Source organism: Microcoleus sp. CAWBG640 (genome assembly GCF_020883015.1).
Classification (GTDB): Bacteria; Cyanobacteriota; Cyanobacteriia; order Cyanobacteriales; family Microcoleaceae; genus Microcoleus; species Microcoleus anatoxicus.
This window is the reverse complement of record NZ_JAHRFC010000027.1, coordinates 48,757-70,742: the sequence shown is the minus strand read 5'-3', so window position 1 is coordinate 70,742 and position 21,986 is coordinate 48,757. Positions and strand designations below refer to the sequence as shown.

Genomic DNA, 21,986 nt, shown 5'->3' with positions numbered 1-21,986 from the left:
CAGATCGTGCAACACTAGCCTCTTCACTAAAATAAAACCCGCGTCGGCGGGTTTTATCTTAAAGCTAATTGTTAAGTGCCAATTTAATCTACTTCTGAGGAACCACAACTTCATTAGCAGCAACTGGACGAGCTGAGGAAGCGGTAGTTTTCAAAAGTGCGATCGCCTGGGCGTAACAAGGATCATCCTTAGTAGCAACCAAAGTCGGTTTGTTAGCTAATTTCAGCTTTTGTGCATCGGTGACTTCGACTTTGACATCGGGAGTAACGCCCTTGTGACTAATATCAGTACCGTTGGGAGTATAGTAGTGAGCGATCGTCACCGCCAATCCCGAACCATCAGACAAAGAATGCACCGATTGTACTAAAGCTTTGCCAAAAGTTTGACCACCCATCACCGTCGCGCGTTTATTGTCCTTGAGAGCACCAGCCAAAATCTCGCTGGCGCTGGCAGAATTGTCATCTACAAGCACCACCAAAGGCTTGTCAGTAATAGCAGTCCGATTTGCCTTCATTTCCTGAGAATCTCCGGCTCGATCGACTGTACGGACGATCGCCCCGGTATCCATCCACATCCTGGCAATATCAATGCTCACACGTAGCAAACCCCCTGGATTGCCACGCAAATCCAACACAAAAGCATCAACTTTCTGATCCGAGAGCTTTTTAATTGCCGCTTGCATTTGTTCTCCGGCGTGGGAGCTAAACTCTTGCAAACGGATATAACCGACTTTCTTACCTCCTTCATTTTTGAGGCTGTAGCGAACTGCGGCTACCTCAATTCTGGCCCTAGTCAGGGTAATATCAAACTCACTTTTACCAGGCCGAGCAATCCGCAACGTGACTTTAGTGCCTTCAGCGCCCCGAATTATTTGAGCAGCATCAGAAACAGTCATGCCTATAGTAGGTTTACCATCAATCACCAAAATGCGATCGCCCGCTTGAATCCCAGCCTTGAGGGCGGGGGAATTTTCCATCGGCTCAACCACCGTAATCGCCTTAGTTTTCTCGTCCGCTTCCAGCCTCATCCCTACCCCTGTCAGTTCCCCAGAGGTTTGATTAGTCAACGCTTCGTACTGCTTCGGGTCCATGAAGCGGGTGTAGGGGTCGTTTAACTTCTCTAATGCCTTGCGGAGAGAAGTATAGGCTGCTTCGCGAGAGGTATAATTTTGGCCCAGCAAATCTTGGCGGGTGACTTGCCAGTCAGTCTTGTTAAAGCTGCCATCAACATACTCTCGGTTCACGATTTGCCAAGCTTCGTCTAAAACAGCTTTAGGGCTATCTTGAAGCTCAGCACGGACGGATTGACTCAGGCCGGGTACAAGCAAAGATATGGAAGCGGTTGTGGCCAGAGCCCCACTGAACAGGGCTGCCTGTAATTTAGAAAAGCGTCTGCGGGCTACATTCATTGAATTTCGCTCAATTCTATTTTAGATTTTTGATGGAAGATTTTCGATTGCTAAAAAATCTCAAATCAGTGTAAATAAACTTTGTTGCGGAGGCTATGGCATCCTTTTGAACAGTTTAACTAGCTTTTTCACCGATCGCCAACCAATCACCAATCTATTTTACTGAATTTTACGCTGACCGACTAATCCTTTAAACTTAATTAATATCCTAAATTTCCAAGTGCCGTGCAAGCTAAAGTCGAACAATTTTACCAAAAGTGGTTGAGTCTGCTCCTCTGTGGAGTTATTGGTATAGCAGCCGCTTGCGGGGTCATTACCATGCAGTCCCAGGAGCAATTCGGCGGAATTTCTGCTAGGGAAACTGAGGGGGGAAAGCCCTTACCGACCATCTCGGCCGCTACTTTCAAGCAATCCGAACAGCAAGAAGCCCTGCGGCTGAAAATTCTCAAAGCCATCCCCAGTTTTGGGTTTGACAATTTAATTGCAGATTGGACATTTCTCAAATTTTTGCAATATTTTGGCGATGACGAAGCCAGAGACATCACAGGTTACAGCCTTAGTCAAGATTATTTTGACATCATCACTAGACGAGACCCCAGGCGAGTGGAAATTTACCCATTTCTGTCAGTTGCTGTTTCTTTTTACCAAGCAAAACCAGAAATTGCCGTCGAGTTAATGGAACGCGGCACTAATGCCCTGTCGCCACAAATTGACCCCCAAGCGTGGACGGTATGGCGAAATAAAGGACTTGACGAATTGCTGCTGCTGGGTGATATTCCTGAGTCTATTCGATCGCACGAAATGGCTGCTGACTGGGCCGAAAAAACACCAGCGGGTCAGAAATTAGCACCGATGTTTCGTGCTACTGCTGAGTATTTGCGTCGAGACCCGGATAGCGTCCAGGTACGCTTTTCTGCTTGGAATATGGTTTATGCTCAAACAAAAGACAATTTTGTGCGCCAAAGGGCGAAACAAGCTCTTGTCAAATTGGGAGCTCAAGTACGAAAGGATAAAAATGGAAAAGAGAGTTTTATTTTACCACCGAGAAAGTAGTTGAATCTTGGGGGTTTACTTTTAAATGTATTGGTAATTATCCCATTTAAAATCTCAAATCAGCTTGGGTTAGTTCGCGCCACTCACCGGGATTGAGGCCTTCTAGACGCAAATGTCCGATCGCACATCTAACCAACCGCAACGTCGGAAACCCTACTGCTGCGGTCATCCTGCGGACTTGTCGATTGCGGCCTTCTGTCAGGGTCATTTCCAGCCATGCTGTGGGTATATGCTTGCGAAATCGAATCGGCGGTTCCCGTGGCGGTAAAAGGGGTTCCGCTGATAATAATTGCACTTTTGCCGATCGAGTCCGATAATCTTGAATAGTGACACCAGTCTGCAAAGTAGCGATCGCACCAGCATCAGGAATCCCTTCCACTTGCACCCAGTAAGTACGGGGATGAGCGAATTTCGGATCACTGAGTCGGTGCTGCATTTGTCCATCATCCGTTAGCAACAACAGGCCTTCACTATCGCGATCGAGCCTACCCACCGCATAAACATCAGGAATCAGAATATAATCTTTCAGAGTTCGGCGTTTAACTTCCCCTGAATTATCAGTGAATTGAGTCAAAACATCGTAAGGCTTGTAAAATAGAATATAACGATAAGGCATGACAAATTAAAAAATAAAAATGTACGGTCAACTGTCAACGGTCAACTGTCAACTGTCAACTGTCAACGGTCAACGGTCAACGGTCAACTGTCAACGGTCAACTGTCAACTGTCAACGGTCAACTGTCAACGGTCAACTGTCAACTGTCAACGGTCAACTGTCAACTGTCAACTGTCAACTGTCAATTGCTATACCATGCCCGAAGCCACACACCGCATTTGCATCGTCCTAGGAACCCGCCCAGAAGCAATTAAACTAGCCCCAGTAATTCAACAATTCAAAAATTCCCCATCCTTTGACACCCAAGTAATATTAACAGGCCAACATCGAGAAATGGTCGAGCAAGTCATGGGACTGTTCCATCTAAAAGCCGATCGAGATTTAGCAATAATGCAACACCAGCAAACCTTGACAGACATTACTTGCCGCAGTCTGCAAGGTTTAGAAGATTTGTTCAAAGAACTACAACCAAAAATTGTCCTAGTACAAGGAGACACCACCACAGCTTTTGCCGCTGCTTTAGCTGCATTTTACCAAAAAATACCTCTAGGTCACGTAGAAGCCGGATTACGAACAGACGACCTGTTCAATCCTTACCCAGAAGAGGCTAACCGCCGATTGATATCTCAGCTCACACGGCTGCATTTTGCCCCAACAGCCCTGGCTGCGGAAAATTTAGTGCGATCGGGCGTTTTGGGACAAATTCACCGTACAGGCAACACAGTGATTGATGCTTTGCTGGGAGTAGCCAAACGCGAACCAGAATGTAATATTCCCAACTTAGAATGGAGCAAATATCGCACTATTTTAGCCACAGTTCACCGCCGCGAAAATTGGGGAGAACCATTACAAGGAATTGCCCAGGCATTTCTCAAAATTTTAGCGCAATTCCCAGACACAGCCTTGTTATTACCACTGCACAAAAATCCCACAGTTAGAGAACCTTTACAAGCTATTTTGGGCAACCATCCCAGAGTCTTTTTAACTGAACCTTTAGATTACGCAGAATTAGTAGGAGCGATTCAAAGAGCCTATTTAATCCTCACAGATTCTGGCGGCTTACAAGAAGAAGCACCCAGTTTAGGGAAGCCTGTTTTAGTATTAAGAGAAACCACAGAAAGACCAGAAGCAATTGCCGCCGGCACTGCTAAACTCGTCGGTACAGATGCCGATTTAATAGCAAACTCCGCCGCCGAATTACTGAGCAATGCCGATGCTTACAACGCAATGGCAATGGCAATCAATCCTTTTGGAGACGGTTTGGCCGCGGCACGGATTTTGAAAATTGTTAAGGAGTATTTGAGTTAGAGCAACCGCCAAGCCTGTTAAGGTGCTTTGTCAACTTTCAACTATCACGTCAAATTCTATCAAATCCTTTCTTCAACTGAATAATTCAGATTTCTATTCTCTCCCTCTGTGTCCTCTGTGTTCTCTGCGGTTAAATCATTCCGATGTGCTATGGAAACCGAGTTGAAATCCCAGCCGGCATCCTTCGTCTATTTTAAGGAGCAGGAACTTGGGGCTGAAAGTTGCGAGTACCTTTATAGCCGGATAAGATAGCAAGTTTTTCCAATGATTGCATTCCTGTATAATATTTACCCCCAATTTCCCAGGTGGGATAAGCTTTGATATTGGCGGCTTTGCATAAATCTGGCTGAGCATCTTTTCCTCTGGGATCGCACTCAATGTAAGTAATTGCAGTCAATGCCTCTTTGCCAAAAAGTTCTTGTTGTTTGTGACAATAAGGACACCAGTAAGCACCGTACATTCTGGCTCTAATGGTCTGCAAATGGGTTGCTAAAGCTACTTGCTCCGGCAGGGATTCGCTACTAATAGGGGGTGCTGTCTGTGGGATTACTGGTAATGTGGCAGGGGGAGGAGGTGGGGGAGTTTGTGCTAACTTTTGAGTGGATTTGTTGCGGAAAGTGAACTGTGCGATTCCTCCCTCTGCTTGGGCTGTGACTAAAATCCCGAAAGTGAGGATGGCACCGATCGCACATAAGTTGATTTTGCTGAGTCTCATCTTGAATTTCCTGTGGAATTTGCTAGAATTTTACCAGTTTGGGCGATCGATCACCGAGTAAAATTAGGACGTAAGGTGGTGATGCTGTACCCATAACTGTCTACTTTATTGGCGGCTAAGGCATAATATCAAATCCGGTAACATCGGAATTATTCATCTCTCTTATCTCCCTCTGTGTTCTCTGCGTTCTCTGTGGTTAAATCATTCCGATGCAGCCGGAAACGATATAACTCAACAGTCACAATGGCTATACAAACAAAGTCCGACAGGGAATTAATTCCCTGTCGGACTTTCTCAAAACCGGGTTTCTTCGCTACTTTTTCCAATTTGGATTGACAGATCATTCTTATATAATGCAGCGCCAATCCTTGAGGTTATAGTTACACAAAGAAATTGGTAACGGGAATATTGCCCAAAGCGGGTAACGTCCCGGTATATCCGGTTAAGTTGATAACTAAATCGTTACTCGCCTGAAAACCAGCAGTACCATCATTAATCACAAGGTAAGTACCTGCGATCGAGGCCGTTGTAACCACAACTAAAGCAGCGCTATTAATTCCTAGAGCTTGGTTTCCGGCTAATGATCCATTAGCATCGGTAAACACTTGAGTTATGACATTTTGTAAGGTAGTAGCAGCGCTATTAGCAGCACGGCTAAAGCTACTGGGCGCATTCATCGCTGCTCCACCTTGGGTCAGCAAGTCGATTTTATCACTGCCGATCGCCAAGTCGGTAATGCGATCGCTCGCGGATACAGGGGATTCTCCAAACTGGAAGAGGAAGGTATCCGCACCCGTACCACCCGTTAGAGTATCTTGACCAGCCCCCCCGTTGAGCGTATTATTGGCAGCGTTGCCTGCAATAGTGTTCGCTAAACCGTTGCCCGTGCCGTTAATCGCCGTAGTGCCAGTTAAGGTAAGGTTTTCCACTTCTGCCGGTAAGGTGTAGGTGACAGAAGATTGCACCAAGTCGGTTCCTTGAGCTGCAAGTTCAGTGACGACATCTCCGACGCTATCGACAACATAAATATCGTTCCCCAATCCACCTTTAAGTTGGTCGTTTCCGAGTCCTCCATCTAAAAGATCGTTATCATTACCACCATCCAGGGTGTCGTTTCCTGCACCCCCGTTGAGGGTGTCGTTGCCGGCTAACCCATTGATGATATCTGCATTGGCAGTTCCAGTTAAGTTATCAGCGCCAGCAGTACCATTAATGGCGGCGGTTCCCTGAGTTTTGAAATTCCAAGTGCTATTTCCGGTAATACCAGCATAATTGTTGCCAGCAATATCTTTAATTGCACCGTTGGCAATTTCCACGTAGTAATCAGTACCTTGACCTAAATCTGCTGTGGGATTAATGGTGAGTTGAGTACCGCTAACTGTGACATTAGCAGCAGTTGCCGCGATCGTCTCTACAACCGAATTATCAGACAGTTTCTTGATGACCAGATTGCCAGTGCCTTTTTGAATGGCTTCGCTGAAGTTGACAACTAAGTTAGCAGCAACTGCAACGCCTGTGGCATTATCAACCGGAGTGAAACTGCTGGCTGTCGGTGCGGTTGTATCGGCGGGTGCAACAGTTTTGAAATTCCAAGTGCTATTTCCGGTAATACCAGCATAATTGTTGCCAGCAATATCTTTAATCGCACCGTTGGCAATTTCCACGTAGTAATCAGTACCTTGCCCTAAATCTGCTGTGGGATTAATCGTGATTTGGCTACCACTAACTGTGACATTAGCAGCAGTTGCCGCGATCGTCTCTACAACCGAATTATCAGACAGTTTCTTGATGACCAGATTGCCAGTGCCTTTTTGGATAGCTTCACTGAAGTTGACAACTAGGTTAGCGCCAACGGCAACCCCTGTGGCATTATCAACCGGAGTGAAACTGCTGGCTGTCGGTGCGGTTGTATCGGCAGTGATAACTGTTCCTGTTCCTTGGAAGGTATAACCAGGAGAAGTATTTTTACTGCTAAAGTTGACCTTAGCATTCCCAGTCGTAAAAGTAGGTAGCGCGGTGAAGTTGGCTTTGTATAGGGTGGTCGGTGAAGCCACGTTTGGCCAAGCCGCACCGCCGAAATTCAGCCAAGCCACATTAATCACTTTATCAGTGGAGGCGTCGTTATCTTCATCCAGGGTGTCCGCCTCGCTCGTGCCGATAGTCGGTGCTACGGGAGTTGACAATACCCCTGGATTCGCAAAATTGACAAAATTAAGCTTGGAAGAATCGTAGTGCAGTTTAAATCCGAAGGAGGATGCCAGGGCGCTGTTGTTATCCGATGTCGAATACTTGGCATCAATTGAAACTGAACTACCCGGAGCTACCTTCTGAGTGGTGGCGATCGCGCTAATATTTTGGGTAGCGCCACTATTAGTAATTACGCCATTACTAGATGCAGGGGCTGTGGGCAGATAGGAGCTTAAGAATTGCTGAATCTGAGTCGCAGTAGTGCGAGTAGCACCAGTACCAATGACTCCATTAGTGAGGGTAGTACCAGTAAAACCAAACAGATATCGAGCAATCAAAACCCCGTCCGTGGCTCCCTGTGCGACACCGTTGCCATCGGCATCTAGCATCGTCGTCCGACCATTTTCCAGGTAAGTTTGTATGTCTGTAGCAGTGGTGCGGGTGGCTCCAGTACCAATGGCCCCATTCGTGAGGGTAGTACCAGTAAAACCAAACAGATGGCGGGCAATCAAAACCCCGTCGGTGGCTCCCTGGGAGCCATTGTTGCCATCAGCATCTAAACTGACCGGTGGTGCCAGAGTCAAGACTGCGGATGTGGGTGAAAAGCTATATCCAGGGGAGGCGTTATTACTGCTAAAGTTGACGTTTGTGCCTGTGTAGGTGGATGATGCCGTGAAGTTGGCTTTGTATAAGTTAGCGGGTAGAGGAGTATTCGGCCAAGCCACACCGCCGAAATTCAGCCAAGCCACATTAACCACTTTATCGGTGGCGGGGTCGTTATCTTCGTTCGCGGTGTCTGTCTCGGTCGTACCGATAGTCGGCGCTACGGGAGTTGACAACGGATTGGTGAGATTGACAAAGTTTAGTTGTGAGGAGTCGTAGTGCAGCTTAAATCCGAAGGAGGATGCTAGGCTGTTGTTGTTATCGGATGTGGAATATTTGACATCGACTCCGACGGAGTTATTGGGCCTGAAGCCTTTGGTGGTTTGATTTCCGGCGGTAGCACTATCAAAGTCCGGTGTAATTGTCTGTAGTAGCCCGCCAGCGGTGGCAGTTGTGAAATTCCAAGTGCTATTTCCGGTAATACCAGCATAATTGTTGCCAGCAATATCTTTAATTGCACCGTTGGCAATTTCCACGTAGTAATCAGTGCCTTGGCCTAAATCTGCTGTGGGATTAATGGTGAGTTGAGTACCACTAACTGTGACATTAGCAGCAGTTGCCGCGATCGTCTCTACAACCGAATTATCAGACAGTTTCTTGATGACCAGATTGCCAGTGCCTTTTTGGATGGCTTCGCTGAAGTTGACAACTAAGTTAGCACCAACTGCAACCCCTATGGCATTATCAGCGGGGCTGAAACTGCTAGCTGTGGGTGGGGTGATATCAGCAGCGGTGGCAGTTGTGAAATTCCAAGTGCTATTTCCAGTAATACCAGCATAATTGTTGCCAGCAATATCTTTAATTGCACCGTTGGCAATTTCCACGTAGTAATCAGTGCCTTGCCCTAAATCTGCTGTGGGATTAATGGTGAGTTGAGTACCACTAACTGTGACATTAGCAGCAGTTACAGCTATGGTTTCTACCACCGAATTATCAGACAGTTTCTTGATGACCAGATTGCCAGTGCCTTTTTGGATGGCTTCGCTGAAGTTGACAACTAGGTTAGCAGCAACGGCAACTCCTGTGGCATTATCAGCGGGAGTGAAACTGCTGGCTGTCGGTGGGGTGATATCGGCAGCGGTGGCGGTTGTGAAATTCCAGGTGCTATTTCCGGTAATACCAGCATAATTGTTGCCAGCAATATCTTTAATTGCACCGTTGGCAATTTCCACGTAGTAATCAGTACCTTGACCTAAATCTGCTGTCGGATTAATCGTGAGTTGAGTACCGCTAACTGTGACATTAGCAGCAGTTACAGCTATGGTTTCTACAACCGAATTATCAGACAGTTTCTTGATGACCAGATTGCCAGTGCCTTTTTGGATGGCTTCGCTGAAGTTGACAACTAAGTTAGCACCAACTGCAACCCCTATGGCATTATCAGCGGGAGTGAAACTGCTGGCTGTGGGTGGGGTTGTATCACCAGTCGTAGCAATATTAAGTTGAATCGCACCGGTATTACTGCCATAACCATCAACAGCAATTTGATAGGTTGTCCCGGCTGTCGCATTCAGGCTGATCAGGCTAGTGTTACTCCCCCCTCCATCATCATCAAAGCTAATCAGACTTAGGTTATTAACCGCCGCCCCTGTGAAAATGGACAAGTAACTATCAAAATTACTGCCCTTTGTGTCTACCACAAAAGTGTTGCTACTGGGTGCAGTCCAAGACCACCACACCGAGTTAGTTGTCCCATTTTGGATAGGTTCACCTACTTCTCCCGTGGCTCCAATATTTGAGCCTGTGGTACTCACAGGTGCGCCACTTAGCAGAATCCGGTTAGCAAAGTTATCATTTACAACACTAGAGCCAATGGTGGTAAAATTCCAAGTGCTATTGCCAGTAATACCAGCATAATTGTTGCCAGCAATATCTTTAATTGCACCGTTGGCAATTTCCACGTAGTAATCAGTGCCTTGCCCTAAATCTGCTGTGGGATTAATCGTGAGTTGAGTACCACTAACTGTGACATTAGCAGCAGTTACAGCTATGGTTTCTACCACCGAATTATCAGACAGTTTCTTGATGACCAGATTCCCAGTGCCTTTTTGGATGGCTTCGCTGAAGTTGACAACTAGGTTAGCACCAACGGCAACTCCCGTGGCATTATCAGCGGGAGTGAAACTGCTGGCTGTGGGTGCGATGGTATCGCCAGACGATACAGTGCCACTAATGTTATATTGACCGACTCGTCCGTACTGACCGTTACTTTTGACAGCGACAAAATAAGTTCCAGCACTTACTGAGGTATTGAGGTTAGCGAACAGGCTGTCACTGGGATTGCTCGAAGCAATAACAGTACCACTACTATTGAGCAGTTCCGCTAAGATATCAAGATTTGGTCCGTATTGGGCGGAATTAATCGTGAAATTAACTGGCCCTGCACTGGCTTGGAATGAAAATACATCAATGTCTGAGGTTTGCGTAATGATACCAGAACCCGTTAAATTGGTTGTACCTGACAAGGCAGTGGCCGAAGAGATTGTATTTCCATGATCGTCACTTCGATAACCGCCAAAACCATTATTAGACGCCGATATGATACTCATATCATCTTGGTAACTGGTGGCACCTAAACTATTGGTTCCATTGTTCCAAGTGGTTAGGTTTTGGTAGTAGCTCACACCCATGATGGGTGCCCAGCCCGTCTCGCCACTACCGGAACCAGAATTGTACTCTTCTATCTTATTACCAGAGGCATCATAGGTACTCTGATGCTTCAATCCCAAACTATGACCAGCTTCGTGGGAAATAGCTTCTGCTGTATATTTGGCAACACCATTAAGCAGGTTTTCTTCAAATACAAAAACAGGTGTATCATCGCTCCATTGCCACGAGTTTAAAAAAGCAACCCCTCCTGCTCCTCCCGATTCCTCATACCACTGATCCCAACTTCCACCAATGACAACCCGAATATTAGAGGGTGCGTTTAAATTTCCAGGATCGACTGTTGTTACATCAACATTGAACGGTGCATAATCTTCTGCAACTCGCTTCCAGATTTCTTCTATGCTGGCAACTTCTGTTGTAGAAAAGGTTGTGGTATCACCGTCAATGCTGTAGGCAGGAGTAACAATATTTGCCCCCCCATTGTAATAAGTATTCCAATATGTTCCCGAAGTCGTGTGTCCATTAAAATCTAGGAAGATTTTTGATGTTGCACTGGGGTTACTACTAAGGAGTGGAAGTGATGCCAGTGGAACTGTTGGACCAATTACAGGAGCGGGTGCTAGGGGATATTGGTTAATCACTAGGCTGCGACAACCCTCACAGCTACACCCTGACAGGTGATTTGTTAGGTTTAATGTATTCCCCAGGCTGTTTCCTAGCAAGTTAATATTGTCTGTTTCTCCTTGCAAGCTGGTAATTTGAGTTGAATTTGTGGTGGGTCTCAGTTTGACTATTACACGATTGGGGTTAAAATTTGTAGCCATGATGATGCAGTTCCTGTATTGATTGATAGCTCGGGAAAATGTGGGGATATCCTCTGGCAAAAATGCCATTATATATCCGTTAATTATTCACAAAGTTTTATTTACTTACCCAGTGTATAATTAACAATAACAATATCATGGTTTCACATCGATCGCATCAGCAATAACTCTCAAAAATCTAGGCTAATTGGCCTAGTAAGTCAGTATCTTTACTGAGGTAAATCGCCCATCCATGCCACATAGCCAAAGCAAATTAAGCAGCAGCCCTAGGGCTACTGCTTTCTGTCGTCTCAACCGGGAGCAACTACAGCGGTTCCCGCTGCAAGAGCGACACACAAACATGAATCCTCAAATAAAATTTAAATTCAATCACAATTCAGCTATAACTTGTGGGTATTTTTCAGCAATTCTTACCGCTATTTTTTTGATTTTGGAAAATCCTGTACGCCTCCAAAAAGAGTGAATAGTTTGTTCATTGATATTCAATTGGCGGGCGATGGTTGCCATTTTGGCTGGCGATTCATCCAAAAGTAATTTTTGAGCAATTATTTGGCAGTTGCAGTCGGGACGGTTGCGAGGATGACTGTTGCGCAGTTCCTGTTGTGGATCTCCCTGGAAATAATTGGCTATATCCCGTACTAAAGCTTGTTTTTCTTCTCTGTCAATCCGTTCGATTTCCAAGTCCAAAGCATCCAAACAGCCGTTGTAAAATCCACTGGCTTCTAAAGCATCTAAGGGAAGTGTGTTTTGATTTTTGCTATTTTTGGAAGTATATAAATCTTGAATTCGATACCTGAGATGACCGTTCACCCAAGTGACGAGACTGGCTTGAATCGGAGAGCGTTTGGGATTAAACTCGTGAAGGTGCTTGTTTAACCATAGCCAAGTTTTATTCTGGGCTTGTAAATAATAGGGATGAGAAACTTTTGACAATTTTGGTGAGAGTTGCAGTTGCCGAAATAATCGATCGACTAATTTTCGACGCTGAGGATTATCCCGTGATAGCAAGCAGATATTTAAAATTAGCTGACATAACCGCTCGTCTTGGGGACTGCGATCGGAATATTTTTCCAGTTTCAACCTGAATTTATCTATGCGATCCATAATCACCCACCTCAAAGTTATGCAAATCGAACTGAATTAAAAATTTTCTCAAAAGCCAGTCAAGGACTGGGTTTTTGACTTACCCCACTTACGATAAAGGGTTAAACTACCCCAAGCAAATTTTTCCAAGGTGGCTGAAACCCTGGTATAATCGCGGTTAGCAGCTTGGGACAACATAAACCTTGCAATTTAACCTTGGGAGTCCCAAGGTTTGTCAAACCTTGTTCTGGATTAGCTCATGCAGAAGAATAGTGGTCGGAATCTTAACTGGAAGAAAGGTAAAGAGAGTGCAAAGCTATTAATTGAGGTTTTACACTGCTTTACTGACGGGGATTTGGAAAAATTCAAGAATTGTGACATCCTTCAAAAATATATCGATACTCGTTGGGAAGGAACTGATCTGTGGGTGAAAAAGACAAGGCTACAGGATCTGGTTGAGCTGACACAGAAATGGGGTAAAAATTTAGAGAAAGAGCAAATCCGCAATGCCCTTCACTGTCTCAAACAATTGAACATCATGGAAGACAAGCGGGGCGTAACGAATTCCAAAACAATTACTGGCTCTGATAAGTGGTGTTTTGTACTGAAGTTTCCCTCTCGATGTAAGGAAGAAAATCGGGATTGGCTATTTGGTAAAGAAGACACACAGGGAGAATGGGAACGCCGGAAAGTCAAACAGCCAGAGGTTTCTAAATTGCGCCCAATTCAAGATCCAATAACCCCTTTAGGTTTGGCGAAGGATGCTAATAATCGAGGCTTAAATTTAAAAACAGCAGGGCAATTAATTGAAGCTAGAAAACACTTCGATCTAGCTATTAAAATTAATCCCGATAATGCAGCAACTTACTACAATCAGGCATTGATGTATGAAGAAGCGGGAATAGTCGATCGCGCTATTCAACTATATCAGGAGGCGGCATTCCTAGGATTTGCTGCTGCTTATTGCAATTTGGCCCGTTTGTACATTATTGAATATAAAGATTTTCATAAATCTGTTGAAAAAATCGGACACGGTTTAAAGCTGGTGGAAACCGAGAAAGTTAAGCATGACAAAATAGTCAAAGCAGGGTTGTTAACTTATCTTGCTTGGGCTTGGAAGGAACAAGGACGCTATGAAGAAGCTTTGGTTAAGTTGCAAGAGGCTGTTAAACTAGATAGCGTTCGGGGTTTAACTTATGGCATTATGGCTCAAGTGCAAGAAAATCTGGGGAATGATGCAGAAGTTGTGAAAGCTTGGAAAAAAGTTCTGGAATATGCTAAGTCGGATGAGCGAGATGAAGATGTTTACATTGGTAAGGCTCGTCAGCGTCTGAAGCAAATAAATGGTTGTAATTAAAGGTAAAGTGCGATCGCAGCGCGATCGCACTCTGACTAAAGAAACCGGGTTTTTGATTAAATTTGCGGGCTGCAAACTGTAGATTTTCTTAGGAAAACCCGGTTTCCGATACCCCATGGGGTCTATGAGTAATTAATCAAGGACATGGGTATTCATTGCCATCTCGATCGATACAAATTCGGGGTATCATGTTATTCGTGGCTGACCCAAAGGCGATGCGGGCGATGGAAGCACCTGAAACTGCCGCTAGTACCAGACTTATGTTGGCGAATGCGATCGAGCAGATGAGGAGGGGTGAAATCAATACTTTGCAATTCATACTCTTGTCTCCAACTCCACTAGATTTATGATCGCTAGCGTATTTGGACACCCCTATGACACTCAATATTACTCATTTATGACAAAAATCATGACTCCTGATGAACTGAAAGAAAAAATCGAAAAAAAGTGGTACTTTGACAAATTATTAGCCGCTTTGAATCAAGCTAAAAGTGTGGTGATGAGCGTAGATAAAGGAATGAGTACCAACAGAGTTTTAACCCTAGAAGAAGTCAAGTATTTATATGGGTTACTCGACCGCAAGACTCCTAGTGAGATAGCTAAAATATACGGTAAAAATAATATTGCCACAGTCAAAAATCAACTAACTCCTTTATATCGTTATCTCAAAAAACTGCTAAATTATAGCGATGCAGAAGACATTAGAAACATTAATATTCATGAGGAACTAGCCAATAAAAATTTTAGAATAAACCCATCTCAGCCACCAAGCCAAACCGATCGAATTTGGTGGCGCATTACTATAGATATTGACAATCCCGACAATTTGCAATTACAAGCAATTGTCCAGCGCCTCGGCTCCGTTGTAGAAAAACCTTTGATAGTACAGAAAATAGACCAAGGCAGTACCTTGATGGCTTTTGAAAGCGATCGCTCTGAATACGATCGCATAGAACAACTTTACAGATCGGGTCGCCTGGGCGAATTATTAAAAGTGACCGTTAGCGATTTAGGGCAAATTACGCAGGATTCGATGCTAATTTATGTGAGACAAATGTATGAAAATATTTTTGGTGAAGGCTATCAGCCCGTAGGCTTGGTATTAACTCGCAGTCAACGCAACCGATCGCGAGGGCCGAACCAAGAAAACTTAGAATCTGTAGAAAGAGCAAAACTGATTAATTTGGGAGCCAATCAATCCGTTAATTTGACGGTTGAACTGACACCAAAAGACGAAGAAATTGACACTAAAATATGGATTTATCCATCAGGAGATGCAGTTTACCTACCAGTTGATTTACAAATAACCGTGTTAGATGAATTGGGCAATCCCATTCCTCAATTGCACAAACAAACTGGCAGTACAGATAACGCTGTTTTACTCACCTTTAGCCTGGAGCCTGGAGAACGATTTAGTGTTAAACTCCATCTGGGAGATGCCAGCGTCACAGAAACTTTTTAATATAGGACTTACTTAAAAAAACCCGGTTTCTCTGAAAAATCGTGGATATATCCGAGAGATATTGAGACAGAAACCGGGTTTTTGGCCCCGCGTGCGTCCAAGTTCAAAACTGTAACAATTAAAAATACCCGCGCCACCTATGAAAAAACAAGTCATCCTCACCATCATGGAAGGAAGCTTTCAGCAAGGATTTCCGCTTAACTTGGAAATTCGAGAAGATTTAACGCCATTTAGCTTAATCTGGGGAGATGTTGGCAGACTCCCAGCCCTAGGTGATATTGAGATTCTTGATTCCTTGAGGGAGTGGCAGTCAAATTTTAAAAGGAATAATGACGACAGCATACCGCGCATCAAAGTTCAAGGGGAAGGAGCGAAAGTATTTAACAATATCGCCGCACAAAATCTGGCATCCAACATCAATCAATGGCTCAATTCCAACGAAAAATCCTGGAGAAAAATACTCGATGGATTGCAGCAGCACTTGCAGCCCAACGATGAGATTCGAGTTATTTTGCAAACAGACGATGCTAACTTGCGGAGACTACCTTGGCCGGCCTGGAATTTATTTTCTGAAACTTATCATAATTCCGAAATTTCTCTGAGTACCTTAACCGTTAAACCGCCAAGCTTTAAACCATCTGAATGTCGGAAATCAGCGGTGAGAATTTTAGCTGTTTTTGGCAATAATGACGGCATTAATATTAGTTTTGACCGTCAAGTATTGGATCGTTTAGCCGAACGTGGTGCTGAAATTACACCTTTAAACAAGCCCAAAAAAGCCGAATTGTTGGAGTGTTTGCGGGATGAAAAGGGATGGCACATTTTCTTTTTTGCAGGTCACAGTTCAACCCTGCCAGACGGTCAAATTGGTGAGTTTGAGATCGGCGATTCTGAGAGTATAAGTATTGACGATTTAAAAAATGCCATGAAAATTGCGATCGCCAAAGGGTTGCAGTTAGCAATTTTCAACTCCTGCGACGGCTTGGGGATAGCCAACCAGCTAGCAAAATTGTACTTGCCCCAAAGTATTGTCATGCGGGAAGTAGTAGCAGACGAAGCGGCACAAAAATTTTTACAGGATTTTCTCACAGCATTTGCCAATAACCAATCTTTGTACACATCAGTGCGGGAAGCGAGGCGAAAGTTGGAAGATGCTAAAAATAAAGAATTGCCTGGTATTAGCTGGCTACCAGTAATTTGTCAAAACCCCGCTGTGGAACCGCTAAGGTGGAAACAGTTGCTTAATTGGAAATGCCTGCACACTCTCACCGATCATTCAGATGTTGTTAAATCAGTCGCGATTAGTTCAAAGGAAAACATCATTGCTAGCAGCAGTTTAGACAAAACCATCAAACTTTGGAACCTGTGTACAGGAGAATTACTCCACACCTTCACCGGACATAGCAGTGCCGTAATTGCGGTTGCTTTCAGCCCCGATGGAAAAACCCTGGCTAGTGCCAGCAATCACGAGTTATTTGACGGCAGCATCAAGTTGTGGGATGTGGCAAATAAGACATTTAAACAAAGTCTGGGAAATGCCTTGGTAGCCCTGCGGACAAGCTGTTTAGCTTTCAGTCCCGATGAACAAACCCTCGCTAACGGTCACATTGGTACTACACTTATTGGCGCTACAATTGATATTTGGAATCTCAAAAAAAGTAAAATTGAAAAAACTCTCTGGGGACACGTTTGGGAAGTTAATTCCCTAGCCTTTAGCCAAGATGGACGTATTTTAGTTAGTGGTGGTTTAGATGGTGCTGTTAAAATCTGGAATTGCTACAAAGAAGAGTTGCTGCACACTCTCAATCGCCCAGTAGACTTTTTCGGTGCCTTAGCTTCCTGGTTCGATTCTTCTGTGGGAATAATTTGTTGTGTTGCGATTAGCCCGGATGGTAAAACAGTTGCAGCTAGCGGTTTACAACAGCCAATTCAACTGTGGAATACTGAAAATGGGAGACTGCTGCGTACCTTCACAGAACACTCAGATAGTGTTTATACTCTTGCCTTTAGCCCCGATGGTGAAACTCTCGCCAGCGGGGGTGGTGACAACAGGATTCGGATTTGGAATTTTCACACAGGAGAGTTATTGGAAACTCTGGAACATCTTGGCCCAGTCCAGTCTGTTGTTTTCAGTTGTGATGGCAAAACTTTGGTCAGTGGGAGTGCGGATACTACTGTCAAAATTTGGCGAGTTCCTGTTTAAGTCAGGAATTACCTACTCCAACCAAGAAACCGGGTTTTTTACCGCATCAGTCGTCTATAATCTAGTATTTTCGTAAAAAACCCGGTTTCTGGTCCATAGGCGATTTCTAACCGCAAGTCAGCTAAAAAATCTCCCCAACAATCATCCCCGCCAATATGACAAACCCTACCCAAACATTTTGGCGAAAAATCTGACCATAAACAGGTCTAGGAAGATCCGCATTTCGTAGTTGACTGTACTGCAAAAACCACAAAACCGCAGCCCCCAAAACAGCCAACCAAAAACCCATATGCAACTGTAAATTAATCCCCATTGCCACTAATAAACCCACTGTAGCTAAAAAGAAAAAACCCACAGCATTAGCGGCATTATCCCCAAAAAATAGCGCACTGGAATTCACACCTAAACGCAAATCATCTTCCCGATCGCTCATGGCATAAACGGTATCAAATCCCAAGGTCCATAGCACCACAGCACCCCACAGCAACCAAGTAGCTAATTCTAGTTTCCCAACCGTCGCACTCCAACTAATTAAAACGGCAAATCCCCAGGCTATTGATAATACTAATTGCGGGACTGGAAAGAATCTTTTTGCTAGGGGATAGCAGATAATTACTGGTACGGCGGCGACGCACAACCAGAAACTTAAGGGATTTAGATAAAAGGCGAGAATGGCCGCACAAACAAAGGAAATTAAAGCAACTCCGATCGCAGTTTGCACTTTCAGGGCGCGGGATGCTAGGGGGCGCGATCGCGTTCTTTCGACTTGGGGGTCAATATCCCGATCCCACAAGTCGTTGATGACGCATCCCGCCGCACTGGTGGCTAAGGTGCCAAGCACAATCACACCCACCAAGGTTGCGGGTGGCCTCCCGTGGGCTGCTAAAAATACCGCCCAGAGGGCTGGAATCATTAAAATTAGGCGTCCTGCTGGCTTGTCCCATCTCAAAAGCCTCACGATGGCTAGCAGTGTGGATTCGGTTGGGCGATCGGACTCGGTAAGCATTTCTATTTTAGATTGGAGATTTTTAATTTTTAATTTTATCAAAATTTAGGTGCCGATCGCCCAAGCTCAAGGCTGCGTCCAATGGAAAACCGGGAATCTCGAATAGGTGAAAGTCTGTAAATTCGTGAAATAATGAAAAATATCTGTCAACTCTGATACACTCCTATGGTTAATTCACTTGCTTCTGCGGAGTCAAATCGCATTATTGCTGCTATTGATATGGGTACTAACTCCTTTCATATGGTGGTGGCGCGCATCGATGCGAAATTGCCGGCTTTTACGATTATTGCTAGAGAAAAAGATACGGTGCGCTTGGGTGATTGTGAAACAAAAACAGGGTGTTTGAAGTCTGAGGTGATGGAAAGGGCGATCGCCACTTTGCGCCGTTTTCAAGGTATTGCCAAAACCTTCAATGCGGAACAAATAATCGCTGTGGCTACCAGTGCGGTTCGAGAAGCCCCTAATGGTCGAGATTTTCTCAAACAAGTTGCGGACGAACTAGACCTTTATGTTAGCTTGATTTCCGGCCAGGAAGAAGCGCGGAGAATTTATCTCGGTGTTCTTTCGGGAATGGAATTTAACAATCAATCCCAGGTAATTATTGACATAGGGGGCGGTTCTACTGAATTAATTTTAGGAGATAGTGCAGAACCTCGGTGTCTCACCAGTACCAAAATTGGTGCGGTTCGCCTCACTGGAGAATTTGTCAAAACTGACCCGATTAGCAGGGAAGAGTTTGCCTATTTGCAAGCTTATATTCGGATTGCGCTGGAAAGACCGATCGACGAATTGCGTGCCCAATTCAATGCTGGTGAAACTCTCCGTTTAATTGGTACTGCTGGCACCATCGAAACTTTAGCTGCAATTAACGCTCGCGAAAAGTTGGGAACCGTACCAAGTCCGCTGGCTGGCTATCAATTAAGTTTAAAGGATTTGCGCGATTTAGTCAATCGTTTTCGCAAACTTTCCTATGCCGAAAGGTTGGCAATTCCGGGAATGTCCGACAAGCGGGCAGAAATTATTCTGGCGGGCGCTTTGATTTTGCAGGAAGCGATGACGCTATTAGGGATGGAATTTCTCACGGTTTGCGATCGCTCTTTGAGAGAAGGGGTAATAGTTGACTGGATGCTGTCTCACGGTTTGATAGAAAACCGCTTGCGTTACCAAGGTTCAATCCGCCAGCGCAGCATTTTACACATGGCCCAAAAATATCAAGTTAATTTAGAATATAGCGAAAGAACCGCAGAATTTGCGCTCAATTTGTTCGACCAAACCCAAGGAATTTTGCATAATTGGGGAACCGAAGAACGGGAATTGTTGTGGGCGGCAGCAATTTTACACAACTGCGGTTTGTATGTCAGCCATTCGGCTCACCACAAGCATTCTTATTATTTAATTCGGAATGGGGAGTTGTTGGGTTACACTGAAACTGAGATTGAAATTATTGCTAATTTAGCGCGCTATCACCGCAAAAGTTCTCCGAAAAAGAAACATGAAACTTTTATGATTCTCCCCAGAAAGTATCGGATATTAGTTGGCAATTTACATCCTTTTTTGCGGTTAGCAGTCGCTTTAGATAGGAGACAAATTGGAGCAGTTGCTAACTTGAAGTGCGAGGTGAGACCGGAAGTGAGAGAGTTTCATTTACAACTAACACCGAAAAATAATGATGATGATTGCGCTCTTGAACTGTGGAGTTTAGATTACAAAAAACCTGCTTTTGAAGATGAGTACAATCTCAAATTAGTGGCAAGTTTAGAGCCAAATCTTGTGGTAGTTTAAGACCGGCTTCCTCAGCGCAGTAGAATCCCTGAGCCTAGTCGAATCCCTGAACGTAGTCGAAGGGGTTTGTTTATTCCGCTATAATTGAGCGATCGCGAATTTCAGCATAAAATACAACAATGTCAAATCCCTTACTTTCCCTCAACTACGAACCCGCCATCGAATCCCTCGGTGGCGACTATTTTGATGAAGTCCCGGCGGCCGATTTTCCCCAGCACATCCTCCGCTTTCGCAATGACCAATTATTGCCGAAATTGGGTTTAGATCCAGCACAAGTAACCGACGAACATTTCACCCAAGCATTCGGGGAATTTCACTGCGTCCGTCCCTTCCTCGCACTCCGCTACCACGGCTATCAATTTAACGAATACAATCCCAATTTAGGCGATGGTAGAGGCTTTTTGTACGGTCAAGTTCGCGGTACTGATGGCAGACTTTATGACTTTGGTACCAAAGGTTCTGGCCGCACACCTTATTCCCGGTCTGCTGATGGTAGACTTACTCTCAAAGGGGGAGTTCGGGAAGTTTTAGCGGCAGAAACTTTGCATAGGTTAGGAGTGCGGACATCTCGCTGTTTTAGTTTAGTTGAAACCGGAGAATCTTTGTGGCGGGGTGATGAACCTTCTCCAACGCGCTCGTCTGTCATGATACGTTTTAGTCATTCTCACATCCGGTTCGGTACTTTTGAAAGATTGCATTACATCCGTCGCCCGGATTTAATTACAAAACTTTTAGATTTTGTGATTGAATATTACTATCCTGAATTGCATTTAGCAGCCAGCACTGATGGTCTTGATCCAGGGGAAAAGTATGCACTTTTCTATGCTGAATTAGTCAAGAAGGTAGCCGAATTAGTTGCTCAGTGGATGGCGGCGGGATTTTGTCATGCTGTGCTCAATACTGATAATATGTCGATTACTGGAGAAAGTTTTGACTATGGACCTTTTGCTTTTATCCCGACTTATAATCCTAAGTTTACCGCGGCTTATTTTGACTATTATGGTCTTTATTGTTACGGGAATCAACCGTTTATTTGCCAGGGGAATTTAGAGAAACTTCAGAAACCGCTAGTTTGTGCGATCGCTCAAACCGATCTGGATGCTGCTTTGGCAAAGTTTGGCGATTATTATAATGCAGCTTATCGACAGTTGATGCTCAATAAATTGGGATTTGAGGAATTGCCGGAGGCTGATGCTGATGAGTTGTTGCAACTGACAATTAAATTGCTGGCGGAGTCTCAAGTCGATTATCAAGGTTTCTTTTTTGAGTTGCGAAAACAGTTCGCTCCCACTTGGCGAGATGATGCGAGTCAAATTTTTAGTGAAGCGGAACCGACGGATTTAATAGCACATTGGCGGCAGTTTTATTGTCACGTTTTGCAAACTTTGTCCTCCGACGATCTGGATCGAATGGCGGAAAGGTTACGCAGGTGCAATCCCGAACAATCGCTGTTGAGACCGACGATTGAGGCGGTGTGGGAGCAAATAGCTATTGAGGATAATTGGCAACCTTTTTATGAGTTGGTTAAGCGAATTCAAGACTCGTAAAGGGAATTGGGCGTTGTTGACGGTTGATCTCAATTCCGGTTGTATCGGAATGATTTAACCGCGAAGGCGCGAAGTACGCGAAGGAAGAGAAGAGAGAGTTTAATACAGGACGATGAAGAGAGGATTTGGTATGACTGTTGATTGTTTGCTCACCACCATGGG

14 protein-coding genes are annotated in these 21,986 nt (G+C 44.7%); 8 read left to right on the top strand and 6 right to left on the bottom strand.

Annotation, left to right across the window (positions count from 1 at the left end; translation table 11 throughout):
* Positions 1 to 88: 88 nt before the first annotated feature.
* Positions 89 to 1,408 (bottom strand): carboxyl-terminal processing protease CtpB, encoded by a 1,320-nt coding sequence (ctpB, locus tag AAFP11_RS15550; RefSeq protein ID WP_341737887.1) that lies wholly within the window; start codon positions 1,406 to 1,408, stop codon positions 89 to 91.
* A gap of 225 nt (positions 1,409 to 1,633) precedes the next feature.
* Here ctpB and AAFP11_RS15545 point away from each other — a divergent pair, with 225 nt between their 5' ends.
* The gene (locus AAFP11_RS15545; protein WP_341737886.1) at positions 1,634 to 2,461 is read left to right on the top strand and encodes a hypothetical protein; all 828 of its coding nucleotides are present in this window, start codon (positions 1,634 to 1,636) and stop codon (positions 2,459 to 2,461) included.
* 46 nt (positions 2,462 to 2,507) lie between these two features.
* Here AAFP11_RS15545 and AAFP11_RS15540 read toward each other — a convergent pair whose 3' ends face one another.
* Positions 2,508 to 3,077 carry a pseudouridine synthase gene (locus AAFP11_RS15540; protein ID WP_341737885.1) on the bottom strand — a complete coding sequence of 190 codons (570 nt, stop codon included), beginning with the start codon at positions 3,075 to 3,077 and terminating at the stop codon, positions 2,508 to 2,510.
* Positions 3,078 to 3,272: 195 nt separating this feature from the next.
* On the opposite strand from AAFP11_RS15540, the gene wecB reads away from it, so the two are divergent.
* Positions 3,273 to 4,385, top strand: a complete 1,113-nt coding sequence (gene wecB, locus AAFP11_RS15535) for a UDP-N-acetylglucosamine 2-epimerase (non-hydrolyzing) (protein WP_341737884.1) — start codon at positions 3,273 to 3,275, stop codon at positions 4,383 to 4,385.
* A 193-nt stretch (positions 4,386 to 4,578) separates the two neighbouring features.
* Here wecB and AAFP11_RS15530 read toward each other — a convergent pair whose 3' ends face one another.
* The 3 genes from AAFP11_RS15530 to AAFP11_RS15520 all read right to left on the bottom strand — a co-directional run bounded on the left by AAFP11_RS15530 (position 4,579) and on the right by AAFP11_RS15520 (position 12,488).
* On the bottom strand, positions 4,579 to 5,100 hold the full coding sequence (locus AAFP11_RS15530; RefSeq protein WP_341737883.1) for a hypothetical protein: 522 nt from the start codon (positions 5,098 to 5,100) through the stop codon (positions 4,579 to 4,581).
* Between the two features lie 380 nt (positions 5,101 to 5,480).
* The gene (locus AAFP11_RS15525; protein ID WP_341737882.1) at positions 5,481 to 11,384 is read right to left on the bottom strand and encodes an Ig-like domain-containing protein; all 5,904 of its coding nucleotides are present in this window, start codon (positions 11,382 to 11,384) and stop codon (positions 5,481 to 5,483) included.
* A 369-nt stretch (positions 11,385 to 11,753) separates the two neighbouring features.
* Positions 11,754 to 12,488 carry a hypothetical protein gene (locus tag AAFP11_RS15520; protein WP_341737881.1) on the bottom strand — a complete coding sequence of 245 codons (735 nt, stop codon included), beginning with the start codon at positions 12,486 to 12,488 and terminating at the stop codon, positions 11,754 to 11,756.
* A 238-nt stretch (positions 12,489 to 12,726) separates the two neighbouring features.
* Between AAFP11_RS15520 and AAFP11_RS15515 the strand changes: the two genes are divergently transcribed.
* The 4 genes from AAFP11_RS15515 to AAFP11_RS15500 all read left to right on the top strand — a co-directional run bounded on the left by AAFP11_RS15515 (position 12,727) and on the right by AAFP11_RS15500 (position 17,489).
* Positions 12,727 to 13,824: a tetratricopeptide repeat protein gene (locus AAFP11_RS15515; RefSeq protein WP_341737880.1), complete on the top strand. Its 1,098-nt coding sequence runs from the start codon at positions 12,727 to 12,729 to the stop codon at positions 13,822 to 13,824.
* 188 nt (positions 13,825 to 14,012) lie between these two features.
* On the top strand, positions 14,013 to 14,174 hold the full coding sequence (locus AAFP11_RS15510) for a hypothetical protein (RefSeq protein WP_341737879.1): 162 nt from the start codon (positions 14,013 to 14,015) through the stop codon (positions 14,172 to 14,174).
* 47 nt (positions 14,175 to 14,221) lie between these two features.
* Positions 14,222 to 15,286, top strand: coding sequence for a DUF1822 family protein (locus AAFP11_RS15505; protein ID WP_341737878.1), 1,065 nt, complete (start codon positions 14,222 to 14,224; stop codon positions 15,284 to 15,286).
* Positions 15,287 to 15,425: 139 nt separating this feature from the next.
* Positions 15,426 to 17,489, top strand: a complete 2,064-nt coding sequence (locus AAFP11_RS15500) for a CHAT domain-containing protein (protein WP_341737877.1) — start codon at positions 15,426 to 15,428, stop codon at positions 17,487 to 17,489.
* A 121-nt stretch (positions 17,490 to 17,610) separates the two neighbouring features.
* Here the strand turns inward: AAFP11_RS15500 and AAFP11_RS15495 are convergent, their stop codons facing one another.
* A complete protein-coding gene (locus AAFP11_RS15495; protein WP_341737876.1) occupies positions 17,611 to 18,495 on the bottom strand; it encodes a 4-hydroxybenzoate solanesyltransferase in 885 nt (294 codons plus the stop codon).
* A 165-nt stretch (positions 18,496 to 18,660) separates the two neighbouring features.
* Here AAFP11_RS15495 and AAFP11_RS15490 point away from each other — a divergent pair, with 165 nt between their 5' ends.
* Both AAFP11_RS15490 and AAFP11_RS15485 read left to right on the top strand, forming a co-directional pair.
* Positions 18,661 to 20,277, top strand: coding sequence for a Ppx/GppA phosphatase family protein (locus AAFP11_RS15490; RefSeq protein ID WP_341737875.1), 1,617 nt, complete (start codon positions 18,661 to 18,663; stop codon positions 20,275 to 20,277).
* A 119-nt stretch (positions 20,278 to 20,396) separates the two neighbouring features.
* Entirely contained in the window at positions 20,397 to 21,824 is a 1,428-nt protein-coding gene (locus AAFP11_RS15485) for a YdiU family protein (RefSeq protein ID WP_341737874.1), read from the top strand.
* Positions 21,825 to 21,986: the final 162 nt, after the last annotated feature.

Excerpts from the sequence above, each read along its gene's own strand:
- ctpB (WP_341737887.1), bottom strand. The coding sequence starts at position 1,408 with ATGAATGTAGCCCGCAGACGCTTTTCTAAATTACAGGCAGCCCTGTTC.
- AAFP11_RS15540 (WP_341737885.1), bottom strand. The coding sequence starts at position 3,077 with ATGCCTTATCGTTATATTCTATTTTACAAGCCTTACGATGTTTTGACT.
- wecB (WP_341737884.1), top strand. The coding sequence starts at position 3,273 with ATGCCCGAAGCCACACACCGCATTTGCATCGTCCTAGGAACCCGCCCA.
- AAFP11_RS15530 (WP_341737883.1), bottom strand. The coding sequence starts at position 5,100 with ATGAGACTCAGCAAAATCAACTTATGTGCGATCGGTGCCATCCTCACT.
- AAFP11_RS15525 (WP_341737882.1), bottom strand. The coding sequence starts at position 11,384 with ATGGCTACAAATTTTAACCCCAATCGTGTAATAGTCAAACTGAGACCC.
- AAFP11_RS15520 (WP_341737881.1), bottom strand. The coding sequence starts at position 12,488 with ATGGATCGCATAGATAAATTCAGGTTGAAACTGGAAAAATATTCCGAT.
- AAFP11_RS15515 (WP_341737880.1), top strand. The coding sequence starts at position 12,727 with ATGCAGAAGAATAGTGGTCGGAATCTTAACTGGAAGAAAGGTAAAGAG.
- AAFP11_RS15510 (WP_341737879.1), top strand. The coding sequence starts at position 14,013 with ATGTTATTCGTGGCTGACCCAAAGGCGATGCGGGCGATGGAAGCACCT.
- AAFP11_RS15505 (WP_341737878.1), top strand. The coding sequence starts at position 14,222 with ATGACAAAAATCATGACTCCTGATGAACTGAAAGAAAAAATCGAAAAA.
- AAFP11_RS15500 (WP_341737877.1), top strand. The coding sequence starts at position 15,426 with ATGAAAAAACAAGTCATCCTCACCATCATGGAAGGAAGCTTTCAGCAA.
- AAFP11_RS15495 (WP_341737876.1), bottom strand. The coding sequence starts at position 18,495 with ATGCTTACCGAGTCCGATCGCCCAACCGAATCCACACTGCTAGCCATC.
- AAFP11_RS15490 (WP_341737875.1), top strand. The coding sequence starts at position 18,661 with ATGGTTAATTCACTTGCTTCTGCGGAGTCAAATCGCATTATTGCTGCT.
- AAFP11_RS15485 (WP_341737874.1), top strand. The coding sequence starts at position 20,397 with ATGTCAAATCCCTTACTTTCCCTCAACTACGAACCCGCCATCGAATCC.